Origin of the sequence: Inquilinus sp. (assembly GCF_039594555.1) — a bacterium.
Lineage (GTDB): Bacteria > Pseudomonadota > Alphaproteobacteria > DSM-16000 > Inquilinaceae > Inquilinus.
In genome coordinates this window covers 1-4,138 of the sequence record NZ_JBCNNF010000517.1, presented here as the reverse complement: position 1 = coordinate 4,138, position 4,138 = coordinate 1, and the positions used below count along the sequence as shown (strand labels likewise).

At 72.8% G+C, this 4,138-nt stretch carries 3 protein-coding genes; 2 read left to right on the top strand and 1 reads right to left on the bottom strand.

Going from position 1 to position 4,138, the window contains the following annotated elements; genetic code table 11:
- Positions 1 to 930: MFS transporter (locus tag ABDW35_RS33080; protein ID WP_343718102.1), on the bottom strand; the 930-nt coding region annotated here is incomplete at its 3' end.
- A 102-nt stretch (positions 931 to 1,032) separates the two neighbouring features.
- Here ABDW35_RS33080 and ABDW35_RS33075 point away from each other — a divergent pair.
- Positions 1,033 to 1,941: a LysR family transcriptional regulator gene (locus ABDW35_RS33075; RefSeq protein ID WP_343718101.1), complete on the top strand. Its 909-nt coding sequence runs from the start codon at positions 1,033 to 1,035 to the stop codon at positions 1,939 to 1,941.
- Between the two features lie 133 nt (positions 1,942 to 2,074).
- On the top strand, positions 2,075 to 4,138 hold a 2,064-nt coding region (locus tag ABDW35_RS33070; RefSeq protein ID WP_343718100.1), incomplete at its 3' end, for a tetratricopeptide repeat protein.

Sequence of the window (4,138 nt, the reverse complement as noted above, 5' to 3'; positions counted from 1 at the left end):
TGGCGCGGCACCGGCCCAGGCGGCCAGGCCGAAGCCGGCGATGACGGCGAGATGCGAGGCCAGGGTCGCCGGCCGGGTCCAGCCCCGGTCGCCGGCCCGGCCGACGAACGGCGTCACCGCGGCCCCGCCGGCGCCGACCAGGGCGAACAGGGCGATGCCGCTCTGGCCCAGGCCGAACGGCGGCTGCGCTAGGCGCAGCGCCACCGCGGTCCAGAACAGGCTGAAGGCCGCCATCACCAGGCTCGCCGTCAGCGCCCGGGCGCGCAGCACCGGCTCCTCCCGCAGCAGGTGTCCCAGCGAGGCGATCAGCGCCGGATAGGGCGTCCGGCCCGCCGGCCGGCGCCGCGGCAACCGGGCGGCCAACACCAGGGCCAGCACCGCCATGGCGGCGGCGCTGGCCAGGTAGAAGCCGCGCCAGCCGGCGCTGCCGGCGATGGCGCTGGCCAGCGGACGCGACAGCAGGATGCCGACCATCAGCCCGCCCATGACGTCGCCGATGACGCGGCCGCGCTGCTCCGGCGGCGCCATGGCGGCGGCAATCGGCACCAGGATCTGGATGGCGGAGCAGGCGGCCCCCAGCAGCACCAGCACCGGCAGCAGCGTGGTGGCGGTCGGCGCCAACGCGGCCAGGCCGGCGCAGACGGCGGCGCAGGCCAGCATCCGCAGGATCAGCCGGCGGTTCTCGGCCAGGTCGGCCAACGGTACCAGCAGGAACAGCCCGGCGGCATAGCCCAGCAAGGTCGCCATCGCCACCAGCCCGGCCGCGGCGGCGGACAGGCCCAGCGACGGGCCGATCAACCCGACCAGGGTCTGCGGCGCGAACAGGTTGGTGACGATGACGCCGACAGATGTCTCGAACAGCAGGATCAGCGGGCGGGTGAGGATGGGCTCGGGCGACGCCAGGGCCAGGGACTCGCTGGTGACTGACATGATCCGCTCGATTGCTGAGGGGGTATATCGGCCGACAGCTTTATTCCCCTCTCGCAAGATGATACAATTCAATTGTCTCTATAAAGATTATGCGAACTCGGCATGAATATCCCGGATCTGGAGGCTTTCGTCGCCGTGGTGGAGACGGGGTCGATCGTCGCGGCCTCGGCCCGGCTGAACCTGACCCAGCCGGGCGTCACCCGGCGGGTGCAGAATCTGGAGGAGCGGCTGGGCGCGGCCCTGCTGGACCGCCAGTCGAAGCCGCTGAAGCCGACTGCCGCGGGCCGCGAAGCCTATCAGCAGGGCCGCCGCGTGCTGCGGTCGCTGGAGGATCTGCGCGCCGCCGTCGCGCCCGGCGGCGAGGTGCGTGGCGAGTTCCGGCTGGGCGTCATGCCCTATCTGTCCGAGGCGGCGCTGTCGGTGCCGCTCGACCGGCTGCGTGCCGGGTTCCCGCAGCTGGCGCTGCGCGTGACCTCGGGCTGGTCGGTGCGGCTGGTCGAGCAGGTGGCGCGCAGTGAGCTGGATGCCGCCGCGGTGTGCCTGCCCGACAGCGCCAGCCCGCCGGAGGATCTGGTGGCCGATGATCTCGGCGTCTTGCCCGTGCTGCTGGTGGCGGCGCCCTCGCTCGGCGTGCCGAAGCCGGCCAGCCTGACGGAGCTGGCGCGCTTCCCCTGGATCATGAACGAGGGCGGCTGCGGCTTCCGAATCTATCTGCAGCAGCGCTTCGAGGCCGAGCGGCTGCCCTTCCAGGTGGCGATCGAGGCGCTGAGCGTCGACCTGCGGATGTCGCTGGTGGCGCGCGGCCTCGGCATCGGCATCCTCACCCCCTCCGCCTTCGCCGACAGCCGCTGGAAGGACGCGGTCGAGGTGGTCGAGGCCGTCGATTTCCAGCCACGGGTGCGGGCCTGGATGCTGCACCGCCCGCCCGCCGGTCGCCTGGCCCGGCCGATCGTGACCTTCCGCGACGGGCTGGCTGAAGCCCTGGATCTGCCCGTGCCGTTCCTGGCCTGACGGCCCGGCCCGGCGAATCGTCCGGCTGCGGTTGAGCTTCAGTGGGCGATGGGGATAAATGCCGCCATCGATCGCGGGGCGGGGGCGGCAGGTGGGACACGGTCAACCGATCTTGGGGCGTCCGCGAGGCCGAGTGCTCGCCGCCACCGTCGCGATCCTGCTGCTGGCCGGGGGCGCCGCCGCGGCCCAGCCCGCGGATCCGGCCGGCCAAGCCGCCGTGGCGCAGGCGGAGGCCGATGTCCAGGCCGGACACTATGCCCAGGCCCTCAAGCGCTACCAGCGGCTGCTCGACACCGCCGGCGACGGCCCGGCCGCTTTCCCGCTGGCGCTGCGGCTGGCGGAGCTGGCCAATGCGGTGGGCCGGCCCGACCTGTCCACTGACGTGCTGGTCCCGCGGATGAAGGCCGCCGCCGCACTCCCGGCCGATCAGGTCGAGAGCGGCTACGAGCTGCTGACCGAGGCGACGGGCATGCTCGGCCGGCACGAAGATGCGGTCACCTATGCCCGCGCCCTCGCAACAGCCCGGCAGCAGCGGCTGGGCGAGGACGCGCCGGCCACGCTGGCGGCCCGCCTGACCCTGTCGGTGGTGCTGGAGCAGACGGGCGAGGTGGAGGAGGCTCGCCCCATCCGGCAGCAGGCGCTCGACCGCCTGCAGCAGGGCGACCCGGACCTCTATGTCCGCATCCTGAACAACACCGCGATCGTGCTGCAGAACGGCGGCAGGCTGGACAGCGCCGCGGACATGTTCGGCCGGCTGGTCCAGGCCCTGGAGGCACAGCCGGAGAGCCCGGAGCTGGGCATCACCCATTTCAACCTGGCGGTCCTGGATCGTGACCGGCGGCTATACGGGCCGGCGATCGAGCATCACCGGCAGGCGATCGAGATCCTGGAGCGGCTGATGGGGCCGTTGTCGGCGGAGACGATCGCGGCCGTCGGCGGCCTCGGCCAGACCTACGACGTCGCCGGGCGCCCGGCCGCGGCGCTGCCGCTGCTGCGCGACGCCCATGACCGGGCCGCGAAGGCGCTGGGCGACAGCGACGACACGATGATCCAGGCGAACAACCTGGCCAACGTGCTGCGGCAGCTGCAGCGCTTCGACGAGGCCGAGCCGCTCGACCGCACGGCCCTGGCCTGGCGCGAGCGCAATCTCGGCCCGGCGGACGAGTCGACCCTGATCAGCCGCAAGAACCTGGCGCTGGACCTGATCGGCCTGGACCGGCCGAAGGAAGCGATGGAACTGTACCGGCAGGTCGTGGCGACGCTGGAGAAGGAGCGCGGCCCCGACCATCCCGAGACGGTGGGTCTGCGCCGCGAACGGGACATGCTCGCGATCCTGACCGGGACGGCTGCGGCCGACGAAGCGGCCTTCGACAAGCTCGCCGCCGACGCCAAGCCCTCGGCCGACTCCGTGCGCATGGCCAACCTCCTTGCCGGCATCGCCGGGAAGCGGGGCGATGCCGCGACGGAGGGGCGCCTGCATCGCCTCTCGCTGCGGCTGTCGGAGGCTTTCTACGGCGCGCTGGATCCGCACACCCTGGCGATGCTGACCAATGTCGCGCGCTTCGAGCGCCAGCAGAAGGCACCGACCGCCACGACCACCTACCGCATGCTGGAGCAGCGGCTGCGGCTGTGGTCGCAGCGGGAGATCGCCTCGACCTCCGACCCGGCGGTGATGGAGCTGGTGGCCGCGACCACCCGCGAGCCGCTGGGCGATATCCTCTCCTATGCCATGTCCGCCTCGGCGAGCGATCCCGCGGCGACCGCGCTGTTCGCGACCGTGCTGCTGGACTGGAAGGATGTGCTGTCGCTGGAGCGGACGATGCTCGACACGGCGGCGGCCGGGCTGCCGGCCGATGACCGGGCGCTGCTCGACCGGGTGCGGGCCTTGCAGGCCGAGAGCCTGCGCCAGCCGCGCGACTCCGCCGCGGCGGAGGGTACGGCGCGTGAGCTCGGCATTGCCGAGGCGACGCTGTCCGACCGGGTCACCGGGCTGCGCCTGCTGGAGGAGCGGCGCCGCAGGCCCTACGCCGCCATCCTGGCCAGCCTCGGCCCCAGGGAGGCGGTGGCCGACTTCATCATCGCGCCGCTGAAGGTGTCGAAAGGCGTGGTCGAGGACCGCATCCTGGCGATGGTCGGCCGCAGCGACGGCGATGTCTGGCTCTACGACCTCGGCGCGGCGGCCGATGTCGAGCGGTGG

Coding starts and splice junctions, on each gene's coding strand:
- ABDW35_RS33075 (WP_343718101.1), top strand. CDS start 1,033: ATGAATATCCCGGATCTGGAGGCTTTCGTCGCCGTGGTGGAGACGGGG.